Origin of the sequence: Ignavibacterium sp. (genome assembly GCF_025998815.1) — a bacterium.
Taxonomy (GTDB): domain Bacteria; phylum Bacteroidota; class Ignavibacteria; order Ignavibacteriales; family Ignavibacteriaceae; genus Ignavibacterium.
In genome coordinates, this window is record NZ_AP026678.1 from 457152 (window position 1) to 473475 (window position 16324).

General features: G+C 35.4%; 12 protein-coding genes and 2 tRNA genes. 4 read left to right on the forward strand and 10 right to left on the reverse strand.

The genetic code is table 11. The features are described 5' to 3' along the window. The first annotated feature begins 50 nt into the window (after nt 1-50). The 3 genes from Q0X14_RS01905 (at nt 51) to Q0X14_RS01915 (ending at nt 5999) form a co-directional block, all read left to right on the forward strand. The gene (locus Q0X14_RS01905; protein WP_297841689.1) at nt 51-3353 is read left to right on the forward strand and encodes a T9SS type A sorting domain-containing protein; all 3303 of its coding nucleotides are present in this window, start codon (nt 51-53) and stop codon (nt 3351-3353) included. A 150-nt stretch (nt 3354-3503) separates the two neighbouring features. After that, nucleotides 3504-5036, forward strand: coding sequence for an aldehyde dehydrogenase family protein (locus Q0X14_RS01910; RefSeq protein WP_297841692.1), 1533 nt, complete (start codon nt 3504-3506; stop codon nt 5034-5036). Nucleotides 5037-5174: 138 nt separating this feature from the next. Next, nucleotides 5175-5999: a hypothetical protein gene (locus Q0X14_RS01915; RefSeq protein ID WP_297841695.1), complete on the forward strand. Its 825-nt coding sequence runs from the start codon at nt 5175-5177 to the stop codon at nt 5997-5999. Here Q0X14_RS01915 and Q0X14_RS01920 read toward each other — a convergent pair. Then, the gene (locus tag Q0X14_RS01920; RefSeq protein ID WP_297841698.1) at nt 5996-8065 is read right to left on the reverse strand and encodes a carboxy terminal-processing peptidase; all 2070 of its coding nucleotides are present in this window, start codon (nt 8063-8065) and stop codon (nt 5996-5998) included. The two genes, Q0X14_RS01915 and Q0X14_RS01920, sit on opposite strands and share 4 nt — an antisense overlap. A 206-nt stretch (nt 8066-8271) precedes the next feature. Here Q0X14_RS01920 and Q0X14_RS01925 point away from each other — a divergent pair, with 206 nt between their 5' ends. Beyond that, nucleotides 8272-8787, forward strand: a complete 516-nt coding sequence (locus Q0X14_RS01925; protein WP_297841701.1) for a hypothetical protein — start codon at nt 8272-8274, stop codon at nt 8785-8787. Here Q0X14_RS01925 and Q0X14_RS01930 read toward each other — a convergent pair whose 3' ends face one another. The 9 genes from Q0X14_RS01930 to Q0X14_RS01970 form a co-directional block, all read right to left on the reverse strand. Continuing rightward, a complete protein-coding gene (locus Q0X14_RS01930) occupies nt 8788-9306 on the reverse strand; it encodes a peroxiredoxin (RefSeq protein WP_297841704.1) in 519 nt (172 codons plus the stop codon). It lies immediately after the preceding gene. A gap of 1 nt (nt 9307) precedes the next feature. Then, nucleotides 9308-10612 carry an adenylosuccinate lyase gene (gene purB, locus Q0X14_RS01935; protein WP_297841707.1) on the reverse strand — a complete coding sequence of 435 codons (1305 nt, stop codon included), beginning with the start codon at nt 10610-10612 and terminating at the stop codon, nt 9308-9310. Next, nucleotides 10609-11790, reverse strand: a complete 1182-nt coding sequence (locus Q0X14_RS01940) for a trypsin-like peptidase domain-containing protein (protein ID WP_297841710.1) — start codon at nt 11788-11790, stop codon at nt 10609-10611. Before Q0X14_RS01940 ends, purB begins: the two co-directional genes overlap by 4 nt. Then, complete coding sequence (locus Q0X14_RS01945) at nt 11787-12413, reverse strand: glycerol-3-phosphate acyltransferase (RefSeq protein ID WP_297841714.1); 627 nt, start codon at nt 12411-12413, stop codon at nt 11787-11789. Before Q0X14_RS01945 ends, Q0X14_RS01940 begins: the two co-directional genes overlap by 4 nt. 71 nt (nt 12414-12484) lie before the next feature. Beyond that, nucleotides 12485-12835, reverse strand: coding sequence for an Ig-like domain-containing protein (locus Q0X14_RS01950; protein WP_297841716.1), 351 nt, complete (start codon nt 12833-12835; stop codon nt 12485-12487). Between the two features lie 303 nt (nt 12836-13138). Then, a tRNA-Cys gene (locus tag Q0X14_RS01955) sits at nt 13139-13212 on the reverse strand. Nucleotides 13213-13249: 37 nt separating this feature from the next. After that, nucleotides 13250-13322: transfer RNA gene (locus Q0X14_RS01960), tRNA-Gly, on the reverse strand. A 400-nt stretch (nt 13323-13722) separates the two neighbouring features. Then, nucleotides 13723-15660, reverse strand: coding sequence for a T9SS type A sorting domain-containing protein (locus Q0X14_RS01965; RefSeq protein ID WP_297841719.1), 1938 nt, complete (start codon nt 15658-15660; stop codon nt 13723-13725). A 129-nt stretch (nt 15661-15789) separates the two neighbouring features. Next, nucleotides 15790-16308 carry a DUF5698 domain-containing protein gene (locus Q0X14_RS01970; RefSeq protein ID WP_297841721.1) on the reverse strand — a complete coding sequence of 173 codons (519 nt, stop codon included), beginning with the start codon at nt 16306-16308 and terminating at the stop codon, nt 15790-15792. Nucleotides 16309-16324: the final 16 nt, after the last annotated feature.

Sequence of the window (16324 nt, forward strand, 5' to 3'; positions counted from 1 at the left end):
GTTGCCCTTCGGTTTTTTTAAACTACTTATTAAGAGGTTTCAAAAGCAAGATGAAAAATTTTCTTTTACTCTTCGTCATTTCTCTAATACTTATTTCATCACAACGAAATGTTGTTGCTCAGGTAAGTGAAGGAGGCATTCCGGATGGATGGTCTCTTTCCACTGAAGGTATTCCGGTCATTACAATGCCAACAATTGATAAAAAAGCTTTGATAGAAGAAGATATATACGAGGAATCATTAGGTATTCCATTCAGATTTGGATTTCCTCATGAAGTATCAATAGATTTTTTGAAAGAAGCTAAAAAAGATATTCTGCCAAATGGCAATGCGCTATTCAGATTAAAAATTATTGCTCCTGAAGCTACAACAATCAATTTAACTTATTCGGATTTCTACCTTCCTCAAGGCGCAAAGTTTTTCATATATGCTGAAGACAGGAGCGAATTGATTGGTGCATTCACAAGTCGTAATAATAAAGATGATGGCTTATTTGCAACCGGACTAATAAGAGGCGAGAGTGTTATTCTTGAGCTACAGGTTCCCGGTTATCTTGTTGAACAAACTCATATTGTAATTGCAACAGTAGTACACGGATATAAAGATGTGTTCAGCAGTTACAATGATTGGGAAGATTTTGGTTCGTCAGGGGCTTGCAACATAAATGTTAAATGTCCGGAAGGTGAACCATGGGAAAATGAAATCAGGTCAGTTGCAATGATTTTAACTGCTGGTGGTTCCAGGCTATGTAGCGGTGTTATGGTAAATAATGTCAGACAAGATCTAACGCCATATTTTCTTACTGCTAACCATTGTTTGGTAAGTTCTCCAAATACCTGGATTATAATGTTCAATTATCAAAGTCCAACTTGTGCAAACATCAATGGTCCTCTGAATTACACTGTTAGTGGAACTCAAACCAAAGCAAATAATTCAGCTTCAGATTTTGCATTATTATTACTTAACGAAGCTCCACCCGATAGTTATCAGGTCCATTTTGCTGGTTGGAGTGCAATTGATGTTCCTGCTGATTCAGGTGTTGGAATTCATCATCCTTCTGGCGATATCAAGAAAATATCTTTTAGCGGTCAGGCATTTGAACACGATACCTGGACTGGTACACCACCAAACTCTCACTGGAGAGTTCGCTGGCATCCTGCTGGTCTAAGAGGTGTTACTGAACCAGGTTCTTCAGGCTCACCTATTTTCGATCAGAATCATCGTATAGTAGGACAGTTGCACGGCGGACCATCATCTTGTACTGCAACAGACAAATCAGATTTATATGGTAAGTTTTCTATGTCCTGGAATTATGGTACTACTCCATCAACAAGATTAAAGGATTGGTTGGATCCTGATAATACCGGTACTTTGATTCTTGATGGTTGGGATCCGACAATGGTTCCTCCTGATACAGTTGCTCCAACAACAATTACTGACTTAGCAGTAGTTGATCCAACTTCAAATTCCCTAAGACTTACCTGGACAGCTCCATTTGATACAACTCAAGGTGGAGTTAGAAAATATACCATAAGATATTCAACTTCACCGATCACTGACACGGTTGCATTTAACAATGCTACAAATATTCCTAATAATTTAGTTCCAAAAGCACCAGGTCAGTCAGAATCATTTACTGTAACTGGGTTGCCATTCAGCTCAACATTTTATTTTGCAATAAGATCTAACGATAGATGGAATAATTTTTCAAATGTATCCAACAGTCCATCAGGAACAACATTAGCAGCACCAGTGATAAGTGTAAGTCCGGCATCAATGCTGAAAATACTTGAGCCGAACACATCAGTAGTAGATTCAGTGATGATATCAAATGTATCCACATCAGCATCAACACTTGATTTCACAGTATCACTTGAGAATAACACATTTCCAGGAGAAGCAGTAGAGATAAAGTTAGTACCGAAGAATCCTGTAATAACCGAAGGCAACGGAGATGAGATAAAGAATTCAGAGAAAGAAAGAAAAGGAATGTCAATAGAAGGACAGGGCGGACCGGACATATTCGGCTACAGATGGATAGACAGTGATGAACCAAACGGGCCACAGTATGTATGGAATGATATCAGCACAAATCCATCAGCAGTACAGATAACCAGCTGGACAGGAACCCTTGATGATGGATACACAACAGTACCATTGGGAATGACATTCCCGTTTTACGGAAACAATTATACACAGGCATACTTAAGTACCAACGGATTCTTAAGTTTCACAACATTAACGAGCAGTTACTTCAGTAATGGAACGATACCAAACACAGCACTTCCGAATAATGTAATAGCCCCATTCTGGGATGATTTGGATGGAAGGACACAGGGAAGTGTACATTATTTGCAGGAATCAGGAAAGTTGACGATACAATTCACTAACTGGCAGAAGTACAGTGGAACAGGATCATTGACATTCCAGATAGTATTGTACTCAAGCGGAAAGATAATGTACTACTACAACAATATGAACGCAACATTAAACTCAGCCACAGTAGGCATAGAGAACAGCACGGGGACGGATGGATTACAGATAGCATACAATGCAAACTATGTACATAACAATATGGCAGTAAAGATAGAAGCAGCACCGGAGTGGTTGGTAAACAACATATTCGGAGGGACAGTATATAATGGAAACAGTATGGCAGTACAGCTGACCTTCAAGACGGAGGACTATCCACTGGGGTCATATTCAATGGATATGGTAATACAGAGCAATGATCCGTTAACCCCGAGTGTAACAATTCCGATACAGATGGAGATAGTAATTCCTGTAGAGTTAGCAGCATTTACAGCGAAGACAGAAAGAGATAATGTAATAATTGAATGGCAGACAGCAACAGAGACGAACAATCAGGGTTTTGAGGTACAGAGGAAGATGGAAGGATTAGAAAGCTGGACAGTAGCAGGATATGTAAGTGGAAAGGGAACAACAACAGAGAGACAGAGTTATCAGTATGTAGATAAGCAGTTAAAGGCAGGAAAGTACATCTACAGATTGAAACAGATAGACCTTGATGGCACGATAGAATACAGTCAGGAGATAGAGATAGAGGTAGAGATACCGAACGAATATGTATTATATCAGAATTATCCAAATCCATTCAATCCTGCAACGACTATAGAGTTCAGTTTGCCAGAGAAGAGTGAAGTAGTTCTGAGCATATACAATTCATTAGGGGAGAAGGTACGGGAGATATTAAACGGAAGTATGGAAGCAGGCTATCAGAGAGTAGTATTTGATGCGAGAGAGTTGCCATCAGGTACATATGTATATCAGATAAATGCAAAGGGAAGTACAAAGTCATTCATTCAATCTAAGAAGATGGCTTTGGTTAAGTAAATCAAATCTCAAATTAAATTCAGAGCCGCTTTTATGCGGCTCTTTTTTTATGGTTTTCATTCCGTAGTTGACTAATTTTGAGTGTTAAATTTCTTCAATTATGAAAATAATAACCACTCAATATTACCCTTCAGTTAAAAGGAGTTAAATATGGAATTCTTAAAAAATCTTGGTATCAAAGAAAAAAACTATGGTTCTTCAACCGGACTTAAATGGAATGAAACAACATCTGAAGGTGAACTGAAAATTTACTCTCCCGCAACAGGTGAGTACATTGCTTCAGTTTATCAGGCATCAGATGCAGATTACGAAAGTGTAATTAAAACTGCTGAAGAAGCATTTAAGTACTGGCGAAAAGTTCCCGCCCCAAAAAGAGGTGAGATTGTTCGTCAGATAGGAGATAAGCTACGTAAGTATAAACAGGATTTAGGTCAGCTTGTTTCTTTCGAAATGGGAAAATCTTTACAGGAAGGTTTGGGTGAAGTTCAGGAGATGATTGATATTTGTGATTTTGCAGTTGGACAGTCCCGTCAACTTTATGGTTTTACGATGCACTCCGAAAGACCAAATCACAGAATGTATGATCAGTATCATCCACTTGGAATAGTTTGCACAATTTCCGCATTCAATTTTCCTGTTGCTGTATGGAGCTGGAATGCAATGCTTGCTGCAGTTTGCGGTGATGTTAATCTATGGAAACCTGCTTCAAAAGTTCCTCTTAGTGCCATTGCTTGCCAGAATATTGTTCAGGAAGTAATCAAAGAAAATAATTTACCCGAAGGAATTTTTAATCTTGTAATTGGTAAAGGTTCAACCATAGGAGAAAGAATTCTTAACGATAAAAGAATTCCTCTTGTATCAGTAACAGGTTCAACTGCAGTGGGAAGACACGCAGCGGAAGTAATTGCCAGAAGATTTGGAAGAGCAATTCTTGAACTTGGTGGAAACAACGCTATCATAATTACTCCTGATGCAGATTTGAAACTTGCAATTCCTGCGGTTGTTTTTGGTGCTGTTGGTACTGCAGGACAGAGATGCACAACTACAAGAAGATTAATTATACACGAATCAATTTACGAGCAGGTGAAGGAATCACTCGTTAAAGCTTACAAGAGTTTAAGAATTGGAAATCCACTTGATCCTAAAAATCATGTAGGACCATTGATTGATAAAAATGCTGTTGAAGATTTCAAAAAAGCACTGGTTCGTGTTGTTGAAGAAGGTGGAAAAATCATATTCGGTGGTGAGGTACTTCAAGGTGAACAATATAGATCAGGTTTGTATGTAGTGCCAGCTTTAGTTGAAGCTGAAAATCATTATACAATTGTTCAGGAAGAAACCTTTGCACCAATTCTTTATCTGATTAAGTACAAAGGTGATGTGCGAAATGCAATTGAATTACAGAATGGAGTTGTGCAGGGACTTTCATCTTCAGTCTTCACAAATAATTTGAGAGAAGCAGAAATTTTCTTATCAGCCGAGGGCTCGGATTGTGGAATTGCTAATGTAAATATCGGAACTTCAGGTGCTGAAATTGGTGGTGCATTTGGAGGTGAAAAAGAAACCGGCGGTGGACGAGAATCCGGTTCTGATGCCTGGAAAGCTTATATGCGTCGTCAGACAAACACAATTAACTACGGTACTGATTTACCACTTGCTCAGGGAATTAAGTTCGAAATCTAATCTTTCATTAATGGAGGTAAAAGAAATTTTTACCTCCATTCTTTTTTACTTTCAATACAAATTTTCTTTTAATACTCCTCTAAGTTTTACCTGAAAAATTTTCATATCCTCTTAATTTGTTTAATAAATAGAAGATAGATGAGAAAACTTTACTTGGCACACTCTGAAACTATTATGATTACAATTGGTTCGATATTTGAAAATTTGCCAGCAAGTTTAATAAATACTGTTGCTGAAATGAATATCGACATAAAAAAACTTACCTCTTGCGGCTCTGATTGGGAGATTAACAGATACAACTTTCTGAATACTCTCAAACAGTGGCATAATCAATTAAAGAAGAATCAGCTTTATCCGGTTCTTGATTACTCGCTTAATCTTAACCATAGATTTCAGGAATTATTAGCAGAGAACATAGAATCAAAAGATTGGCTTGAAAAAGAAGTTAACGGTACAATGGTAAATGAAAGAATGGTTATGTTAGATAAAGCTCACAAAATAAGTTATCAGTTGAATAAACTGATTGATTTTGTAAGCTGGGCTTTGAATATGAACAATCAGATTTTGACTGAATGTTATGCACTTAAGGAATTTGTTTATGAAAATATTCAGATAAATTGTTTAAGCGAATTTGATAAATTCAAAGGAAAGGGATATCTGATTGCTCCGGATTATGAGAAAAAACTTTATAAAATATTTTTGTATGAACTTACAATTAATTGGGAATCTGAAGAACCAAAAGAAACTCTTGAACTAAATCTTCTTCGTTCAATTCCGATGGAACTATTACAGGAATCTGCAGAAGAACTAATCGCAAAATTTGTTAAGTACTCTCAGAGTATTTATGATCCGATGATATTCAAAGTTGATACAGAACTTGATTTTGCATTTAACGAAACCTTACTTCCGGTCATCAAAGAAAAGTTACTCGAGAAAATAAATCTTAACTCATTTTATTGTTAACCAACAGAAAGTGTAATGTAGTCTGATAAAATTTTTGCTGATTCATTCAGAATGTAATCAGTTGAATCAGACTTTTCATCAGGCACTTCACCTTTATCAAGCAGCTTTAATCCTTTTTTCTTTCTTAACTCATTTTCTCGTTGGAATTTTCTTTCCTCATCAGCTTCTTTCTGTTTTCTTCGCACTTCTTCATTAAGTGATACCATTTTCTGATTTCTTGATTCACGATATTCCTTTATCTGATCAATGAGATATTGAAAATCAGGATCGTTAATAGTTCGTTCATTATGTCTTTTAACTAATTCAGGAATAAATTTCTGAACATCTGAATACTTCTCGTACTGAAGTTTGTTGATTTCGTCATAAGGCAATGCTGATGGTTCTGAGCTTTCACCAAATTCTTCCGGTAAAAAGTAAGAGGGAAGTTCGATGTCAGGTTTAACTCCAAGTCTCTGAGTTGTTTTGCCATTGATTCTGTAAAATTTAGCGACTGTAAGTTTAACTTGTCCCAATCTCATATTTTTTCTGTTGGTGAACATATTTAAATCAATCAGGTTCTGCACAGTCCCTTTGCCGTATGTATTTTCACCGATTATGATACCTCTTCCATAATCCTGAATTGCTGCTGCAAAAATTTCAGAAGCAGAAGCACTGAATCTGTTAACCATTACTGCAAGTGGTCCATTGTAAATAATTGAAGGATCAGGATCTTTGTTTATTTCTATATTGTTGGATGAATTTCTTACCTGAACCACAGGACCATCTTTAATGAACAATCCTGTTAATTCGACTGCTTCTGTCAAAGAACCACCGCCATCATTTCTGAGGTCGATTATAAGTCCATCAATGTTTTTCTGCTCAAGCTCAGAAATTAATCTCCGAACATCTTTTGTTGTACTTTTACCATCTTCACCATTTCTCTGTGCTTCGAAATCAGAATAGAACTTCGGAATGTTTATTACACCAATCTTAAACTTCTGACCATTGTTTTCAATTTCAAGTAAGTTACTTTTTGCCGCCTGATCTTCAAGCTTTACTTTATCTCTTACAAGTTTCACTTCTTTTGGTTTAGCATTGAGGTCTGAACCAGCAGGAATAACGAGTAATCGTACAACTGTTCCTTTTTCTCCACGAATAAGTTTTACAACATCATTAACTCTCCAACCAATAACATCCTCAAATTCTCCATCTTCGCCTTGTGCAACACCAATTATTTTATCATCAGCTTTTAGCTGTTTACTTTTATCTGCAGGACCACCAGGAATTATTTCAACAATCTTTGTGAAATCATCTTCAACCTGAAGTCTTGCACCGATTCCTTCAAGAGATAAACTCATATCAATTTTAAAATTATCTGAAGTAATCGGAGAAAAATAATTTGTATGTGGATCTATTGTTTCAGCAAATGCATTCATTGCAAGCTGAAATACATCTTCAGAATTATACTGGAAAAGATATTTTGTGATATTCTTATATCTTTTCTGAATTGTGCTTTTTATAAAATCCCAATCTTTACCATTTAGTTTGTAAAGCAACGCATCGTTTTTAATTCTTTTTCTCCAATCATCATTCATTTCATTTTCATCTTTAGGCCAATCAACCGAATCACGCTTGATAATGAAGTATTCGTCTGAAGAATAATCAAATTCTTTTTCAAGAAGTTTGTTAATGTAATCCATTCGTTCAGAAACTCGTTTAAGATAAACATTGAATACATCGAAAAAGAAATTAATGTTACTGTTTGCAAGAAAATCATCAAGTTCAAATTTATACTTACTGAATTCATCAATATCAGATTTAAGAAAATAATTTTTCCCTCCATCTAATTGGTTAATGAACTTATTAAAAATAAGTGCGGAAATAGAATCATTAAGTGGAACTCTGTTGTAATGATATCTTGTTAAAACAGTTGTTACAAGTTGTGCTTCTATTGTATGCTTGGAATCGGGACTAATTGCTTTAAGAGTATCAGGTATGAGTATGTAATCAAATTTCGGAGTTGCAGATTCAGCAACAAAAAAGAAAGGAATCACCAGTAGTGATAAAATTATTAATGTTCTCTTCACGATTTTTCCAGTATTATTTTTAGTCATTTAGATTGAATTATCAGATTTAAGTTCCGATTAAAATATTTACTCGATGTTATAATAAAGGTATTTACTCATATAATTCAAGCTAATTATTTAAATAAAATTGTGTTGTGCATCAAAAAGTTCATTAACAGTTGAATATTTTATTTTTAATTTTACATATAGAAAAATGAGGTGATTATATGACTAAATCTAAGGAAATATTAAAAAGAAAATCGCAGGAGACAGATCCTCTTAGTGCTTCGGTTGATGATATTCTGGCAGGTATAGAAGATGAAGTTCTTCATAAACACGAAGTAGAGGTAATTGAAAAGGACGGAAAGAAAGTTCTTGTTTTTAACGATCCGCTTTTTTCCCGCGAACCGAGAAGCATAGTTAATTATTCAATTTTTCGTGGTAAATGGGAATTCGAATTGCTTGAAGATATTGATGAGAATGATCCTGATAAATGTGCAGTTGAATTTACTCCACTTAATGATAAAGCAAAACTTATGATTGCATTCAAATCAGTGAAAGACAGAGTTGAGTTTATGAATTCTATTTATGCAAGTCAGGAGATGAAACAAGTTGGAAGTGGAATGAGTTTGGAGAAAATTGCAAACTCTAAAATCATGAAAACGACCGGAGGAATTCTTGGTCTAACAGTAGCGGGCTTAGGTTTGTATCAGCTTTTAAAGAAAAAAAAAGATGAAGCTTAATTACTTAAGCTTCATCGCAATTTCAAAAACCTGGTTTGCGTGCTTTTGCACATCAACTTCACGAATAATCTCAGCAATTTTTCCTTCTTTATCTACTATAAAAGTAATTCTATTGGCTAATCCTAAATTATTCAAAACTCCATAAGCTTTTGATACTTCTTTCTTCTCATCAGATAATAGGGGAAAGTTAAGATTATTTTCCTGAATAAAATCTTTAATATCGTCTTTCGAATCCACACTTATTCCTAAAACTACAATTCCATTCTCACTGAATTTGGACCAGCTATCCCTGATACCGCAAGCTTGTTTTGTGCAACCCGGAGTTCCTGCCTTTGGATAAAAATAAATTACTACAGGTGATATTCCTTTATATGAAGATAATGTGTAGGAATTTCCGTTTGCATCCTGAAGTGTAAAATCAGGGGCACTGTCGGATACTTTAAGATTTTCTGCATTTCCTCCACAAGCTGTAAATAGAATTGCTGAGAATAAAACAACTAAAATTAAATTAGTTTTCATACTACTCATCCTTTAAAATTGTTCGGTTGAATATATAATCCACATTCTTCAACATCTTTTGATAATCAAAAGTTTCTTCTATTTCATTTTTGGTAAGATATTTTAATACCGATTCTGAGTTTAATAGTTCGTCTTTAAGATTTTTTGATTCATCTTCCCAAACTTTCATTGCATTTTCCTGAACAAGTTTATATGCTTCCTCACGCGTTAACCCTTTTTCAACTAATTTCAACAAAATTGTCTGAGAAAATATTAAACCTCTGGTAAGATTGAGATTTCTTTTCATATGTTCGGGATAAATAATAAGATTTGAAATTAGTTTGATTGAAAGGTCAAGCATATAGTGAAGTATTATGCAACTATCCGGAACAATAACTCTTTCAACTGAAGAATGTGAAATATCTCTTTCGTGCCATAGAGCTACATTTTCCATCGCAGCGAGTGAATTACTTCTTAGTAATCTTGCAAGTCCGGTTATTCTTTCACTCACAATCGGATTGCGTTTATGTGGCATTGCTGAAGAACCTTTCTGACCTTTGGAAAAATATTCTTCGGCTTCTAAAACTTCTGTCCTCTGTAAGTGTCTTATCTCGATAGCAATTTTTTCTAATGTTGTTCCGATTATCGCAAGTGTAGTGAGAAATTCAGCGTGTCTGTCTCTCTGAATCACCTGAGTTGAAACCGGTGCAGGTTTCAATCCGAGTTTTTCACAAACATACTCTTCAACTTTTGGGGAAAGATGCTCAAAAGTTCCAACCGCACCGGAAATTTGTCCAACACTTATTGTTTCGATCGCATTACTTAGTCTTGAAATATTTCGTTTAGTTTCTTCAAACCACAACGCAAATTTTAATCCCATAGTTGTTGGCTCTGCATGAACACCGTGTGACCTTCCTATACAAACAGTGTTTTTATGTTCAATTGCTCTTTTCTTTAAAGCATCCTTTAGTGAGTGAAGCTGATTTAAGAGTAATTCACCCGCAATTTTCATCTGGTAAGACAGTGTAGTATCAAGAATATCAGAAGATGTCATACCATAATGAATATGTCTGGATTCAGGTCCGACATACTCTGCAACATTGGTGAGAAAAGCTATCACATCGTGCTTTGTAGTTTCTTCAATTTCCAAAACTCGTTTAATATCATAATTTGCTTTTGACTTTATTACTTCAACATCAGCAAAAGGAATTTCTCCAAGAACAGCCCTGGCTTCACAAGCAAGTATTTCAATTTTAAGCCAGGTGTCATACTTAAATTTATCATCCCAGATTTTACCCATTTCGGTTAAAGTATATCGTTGAATCATTTTCTCACCAGTTTCATTCTTTTGGTTAGTTCGTTGTTATCTCTTAAAATTTTAAGTGTAATAGTTTGTCCAACGCGGAATTCCTGAAAAACTCCAAAGATTGTTTTTTCATTATTTATTTTATAACCTTCTACTTCAAGAATTATATCACCGGTTTTTATTCCTGCCTCGTCAGCAGGTGAATTAGGCACCACACGTGTTACGATTACGCCTTTTGTGCTTTTCAAATCATAATATCTTGCTATGCCTTCATCAATAGACTGAATGCTCATTCCAATCTGGAAGTCTCTATCGATTAAACCTTTTTCTTTCAATTCAGTTACGATTCTTTTCACTTTATTAATCGGAATTGCAAAACCAAGTCCAATATTCCCTTGCACACCACCGGCAGTGAATATGAGTGTATTCATACCAATAACTTCACCAAGACTATTAACTAAAGGTCCACCACTATTTCCACCATTGATTGCAGCATCGGTCTGAAGCATATTGATATAATAACGGTTGTTGATTGGTTCAAGATTCATTCCTGTGGCACTGATTACTCCAACAGTTACAGTTGGTTTATCATTGAGCTCGAACAAACCAAACGGATTACCCAAAGCAATTACCCATTCACCAATTATTACATCATCTGAGTTACCTAATTCAAGATAAGGAAGATTATTCCCGTCAATTTTTAATAAGCATATATCAGAAGTTGGATCAGTTCCAACGATTTCTGCTTTGTAATGCGAACCATCGGTAAGTGTAACTGTGATCTCACTCGCATTTCCTGCAACATGATCATTTGTAACAATATAACCATCAGGTGAAATGATGTAACCTGAACCCAATCCCTGTACTCGCTGACGATAATTACCACGATCACCAAAAAACTGTCGAAAGAACGGATCATCAAAAAAATAACTGAATGGATCACGATACTGCCTTATTTCAATTACATTTATTCCAACTACTGCAGGACTGACTTTCTCGACCGTCTGAGTGATAATATTTCTTCTCGAGTTATTAATTTCATCCTGAATATTATTTTTAAGTGATGATAAACTTGTGTTGTAATTTGGACTAATTAAATTAACCGGAAACTGTTGTTTGGAATTAAGATAGAGAAAAGAAGAAGTAAGTAAAATCAGAAATCCAATAACTGTAAGAAAATAAGTTTTCTTTGAAATCATTTTCTAAGTCCTTTTGATTTATATGACTGAATAATTTCCTTTAACGGATCAATATGCTTAATAAAAATGATTGTTAAACCAGCAACAGAAAATAAGATAAGTGAATTAATATCCTTTGGTTGAGGGAAAGTATATTTGACAGCAAGTTCAGGTTTACCTAAAACAGTTAAAAGTGATAGAGGAGTGGCAAGAATATTTGATAGCAATATATCTTTTTTATAAAGGTAAGAAATCACCCAAATAATTATCCATGATATAAGTAGATAAGGAAATAAAAGAATTGTTCCACCAGCTGCTGTCGCCAAACCTCTCCCGCCTTTAAAGTTAATCCACGGATTAAAACAATGACTTAAAACAGCAAATAACAAGGCAAGTGCAGGATAAATGAATTCGTTTGGATATATGATTTCCATAAGAACAACACTAATAAACCCTTTTATGAAATCAACCGCAAAAACAATAAATCCGGTTAACTTTGATTTCGAAACTTCATAAGTGTTCATAGCTCCCACATTACCGCTACCTGCAGTTGTAATATCAATTCCTTTCTTCTTCATCACAAGAAAAGCAGTAGGAATAGAGCCAAGTATATATCCTATTATAATACTGATTAGATACTGCACTGTTCTTTCTGAATTAGTTCAGTGCAAAAATAATATCAATTGTGGGACTGTGAAAGGTAATAGAAATTAGTTTAATTATCTTTTTGGTATAACGCGTAATTATTTTCCTGATGAATCAGATTACCTGCTTTGTCCTTCAGATTTGAAACAATTACTCTGTATGCTTTTCCGGGCTGATGTTTTTCAGTAAACAATACTACAGCAGTATCTCCATCCACAACTCCGACTTTATAAATTTTAATCACGTGGTTGTCCTCACAAATAATCTTGTAATTGGAGACATCAAAAATTCCTTCGCGAGACATTGGTTCACTGAATCTGACCAAAACTTTAGAAGTATCAGGGTTATCAGGTCGTGCAAAGGTAATATCAAGTGATAAAATGATTGCTGCAGAGACAAATATTTTTATTATTGATTTCATCTGACACACGAATAATGTTAGTTTACTGAAGCAATCAAAATGCCACAGATGTTAAATATTTGGGGGTTGTTTAAGTTGTTTTACTATTATTTTAATTCTCAGAAATAGAGTTTTAAGAATTTTGTTTCAGATTGAAATAAAATTGAAATCATTTTCGAATGAGTAACGGGTGATTTTAAAATTTCTTAGATAGGAAACAAATTTTGTTTGAATTGCCTAGTCAGTTGGATTCTGCGAAGCATCCAATGGTGAAGCGACTAATAAAGGGGTAATCAGCTGAATGAAGAAAAATAGGAAGTGTTGAGGCGCCGGTCGGATTCGAACCGACGAATAAAGGTTTTGCAGACCTTCCCCTTAGACCACTTGGGTACAGCGCCAATAAAAAAATAAAATCCACTTACGTGGATTTCCTTGAGCGGGAAACGGGACTCGAACCCGCGACATCAACCTTGGCAAGGTTGCGCTCTACCAACTGAGCTATTCCCGCATTAAAAATCATTAAAGTGAAGAACAAAATAAATGATAACTTATCAGTTATTAAAAATACTTATCAAAAATTAAGGGACATCAATCCCATAAGGGGTTGCGCTCTACCTCCGTTAGCTAACGGATGAGCTATTCCCGCATTAAAACTCAATAAAGTGAAGAACAAAAAAAATAATTTATCAGTAATTAAATTACTTATCAAAAATTAAAGGGACATCAATCTCATAAGGGATTGCGCTCTACCTCCGTTAGCTAACGGATGAGCTATTCCCGCATATCCAACATATTTATTAAGAACACTAATCAAAAATTTCTGACGCAAATATATTATTGATGATTCATTCATGCAAATAATAAAAGAGCCGCTTAAAAGCGGCTCTTAAAAAATAATTTAAAGTTGATTACTTCATCAACATCATCTTCTTTGATTCTTTGAAAACAGGTGTTTCGATGGAGTATATGTACATTCCACTTGGAAGTGATGTAGCATTGAATTCAACTTCGTAGAAACCAGCTGATAATTGGTTGTTTACTAAAGTAGCAACTAATTCACCAAGTAAATTATAAACTGCAACTTTAACATTTGTATTTTCTGCTAAGCCGAATTTAATCTTTGTACTTGGGTTAAAAGGATTTGGATAATTCTGTTCCAAAGTGAATTGAAGTGGTGGATGAACATCAACTTCAATTTCAGGACTATATTCATATTTGCCATCAAAATCCATTTGTTTTAATCTGTAAACATATTTACCTGGTTCAACATTTCTATCAGTGAAGGAATATTCTTTTCTTTCAGTTGTTGTACCATTACCCTGAACATAACCAATTGCCAGGAAATCGCCATTAACTGCTTTTCTTTCAATCTGGAAACCAAGGTTATTCAATTCAGTGGCAGTTGTCCAATTTAATTCAACTTGACCGGCTGCTGTTACATTGGCGACAAAAGAAGTTAATTCAACCGGTACATAAGAATAATCTGTTGAGACCATTCCATCTTCAGGACCACAAGGAGCGTTACTCCAGGTTGTCCAAACCGTTGGTGCCTGACAAGCTAATTGCTGACCAGCTGTATAAGCTTCAAAGTCATCGTAGAAAATTACTGCTTCAAGGTTAAGATCCTCAAATTTAAAGTTGTCAACATACATTTGATCATTAGCGGTAGCTCCGAATAAATCAACAGCATGGAGAGTGTTAGGTCCACCGGTTCCGCTAGCACCTAAAGTCCATTGCCACTGCTTTACTAACTGTCCATTAAAATAGAATTGTGATTGATCATTTGTTAGATTAACAACATGTTCGACCATATTCCACTGACCGGCAGTCCAAGAAAATGTTTGAGGTGTGGATGAACCACCAAAACATCTTCCGGTGCCGTTGGCATCGAAGTAAACTTCCATTCCCCAATCACTATTACTACCGGCAAATGTTTGTAGAGTATTAAAATAACCAGCTTTTCCTGAAGGTATGTAAACCATAAAACTTATCTTGTATGAACCAGATGTGTAAGCAGTTGCATTCAATACTTTAACCTGATCATTGTTCTGAACAATCTTTAAAGATTTCATTTGCATAGAATTCATTGTGCCGTTAAGAATAAAAGGTAATCCTTGTGGTGTTTGAGCGGTTCCGTTATCTATAATTGGATTCCATGCACCTGAAAGATACTGAAGTGCATCACCGGTTGTAGTTTGACCAGTAATGGTTATTGGTGGTGCCCATGGACCAGAGCTAAGAGAACCTGCCAATTGCCAATCAATCCAATAATGACCTTCACCTAAAGTTACACCTAAAGTTACTGTCTGTTTCATAATTGGTCTTGTTGTCCCTGGATTAGTATCTGAATATCGATAGCAATTTGACCAGGTAGTAGCAGACATTCTGTTAGTAACTGTATCACCAAAAACTACGGTTCCAACACCAGGTTGGCCATTCCATATCCGAACATTAACTGCTGTGATGGTTGATGTTGTGGGTGAATTGGTTTGATATGCATAACAAATGAAATCCTCGATAGTCCAGGTTTGGCCAGCAGGAATTACAAAATCATCTGCAACTCGAATTCCTGACGCTTGAGATGCTCCAAATCCCAGAACGTTTAATCCTAGTGCAGTTTGAAGTATACTTGCATCGGCTCCACCAGGTCCACCGCCAGGGGAATTAAAATAAGGACCATTGTCAAAAAGCACAGCTTCAGGGGTGTACTGCCAATTTATTGGGTAAGTTGCCAAAATTGGACCTCCCAATTCAGAAGGGTCTACCATTTCTCTGCTTGCATCCTGTGCAAAAAGTGAGAATGATAAAAGAAACAAAACAACGAGAGAGTAGATTTGTTTGAGCATAAAAGAACCTCCAATAGATTGTTGGAATTAGTTAGTTAGATAAAGAGATTTTTGCCCTTGTAATTAGTTGATTAGAATTTACGCTGCTAATTAGAAAAAATTATAATTAAAGGCAAGAGTTTTTAAAAATTATTTTCTTGAACCGTGGATAAACCCACGATAGGGTAAAGAATGTTGTACTGTTATAAAAGCATTCTTATCCACAGATTCAATTAATGAGATAGTCGCTTTCTGATATTTTCTCGGAATGATTGTAACTAATATTGATAGCCCTCCTGAAGTTCCTTCAGCCGGTAAGATTGTTACGCCGTATTTATTCTTTCTTAAAAGTTCTGCAAGTTCTTTGGAATGATTTCTTGATATTATATTAAGTTGAACAAATCCAAATCCGATTTTTTGTTCAATAGTAATTCCAATTATATTGCCTAACCCGAATCCCAATGAGTAACCAATAAATTGTGGAATCTCGTTTAAGTTCTGAAAGATAAATCTTATAGCAAATATCCAAATTAAAACTTCAATTGAACCAGCCAGACCAGCGAGATATTTTCTTCCCTGAACAACTAATATTGTTCTGATAGTACCAATTGATACATCACAGATTCTCATAAACATTATTAAAAGCCCACCTAAAATTGATTCTATCATTTTCTTTTTATCCTAA